The organism is Achromobacter xylosoxidans, from assembly GCF_002192695.1.
Classification (GTDB): domain Bacteria; phylum Pseudomonadota; class Gammaproteobacteria; order Burkholderiales; family Burkholderiaceae_B; genus Achromobacter; species Achromobacter xylosoxidans_C.
The window spans coordinates 1-890 of sequence record NZ_MTLG01000079.1 but is presented as its reverse complement, the minus strand read 5'-3'; the positions used below and the strand labels follow the sequence as shown (position 1 = coordinate 890).

General features: G+C 63.3%; 1 protein-coding gene. It reads left to right on the top strand.

Annotated features, from left to right (window positions below):
• Positions 1-787 (top strand): autotransporter-associated beta strand repeat-containing protein (locus tag BRO63_RS17305; RefSeq protein WP_218824102.1); only part of this gene is annotated, 787 nt, incomplete at its 5' end.
• Positions 788-890 lie beyond the last annotated feature (103 nt).

Genomic DNA, 890 nt, shown 5'->3' with positions numbered 1-890 from the left:
GGTCAACCAGATCGGTACGGGCACCACGATCCTGACGGCCAACAACACCTACACCGGCGGCACCACGATTTCCGCAGGCACGCTGCAATTGGGTAACGGCGGCACTACGGGCGCCATCCTGGGCGACGTGGCAAACAATGGCGCGCTGACCTTCAACCGCTCCGATGTCCAAACCTTTGCGGGCCAGATCTCTGGCGGTGGCGTGGTCAACCAGATCGGAGCCGGCACCACGATTTTGACGGCCAACAACACCTACATGGGCGGGACCACGATTTCGGCAGGCGGCCTGCAACTGGGCAATGGCGGCACTTCGGGGTCCATCCTGGGCAATGTGGCGAACGACGGCTTGCTGGCCTTCAATCGCTCCGACACCATGACGCTCGCCGGCCAGATTTCGGGCAGCGGCGCGGTCAACCAGATCGGCACCGGCACCACGGTGTTGACGGGTAACAACAGCTATACGGGCGGCACCACGATTGCGGCGGGCACCCTGCAATTGGGCAACGGCGGCACCACGGGCGCCATCGTGGGTGATGTGACCAACAATGGGGCGCTCGCGTTCAATCGTTCCGATGTCCATACCTTTCCCGGCCTGATCTCCGGCAGCGGCGTGGTCAACCAGATCGGTATCGGCACCACGATCCTGACGGCCGACAACACCTACACCGGCGGCACCACGATTTCGGCAGGCACCCTGCAGCTGGGCAATGGCGGCACCACCTTTTTTTTTTCAATGGCGGCACCACGGGCGCCATCCTGGGCGACGTGGCGAACAACGGTGCGTTGACGTTCAACCGTTCCGATGTCCAGACCTTTCCCGGCCTGATCTCCGGCAGCGGCACGGTCAACCAGATCGGTACGGGCACCACGATCCTGACGGCCAACAACAC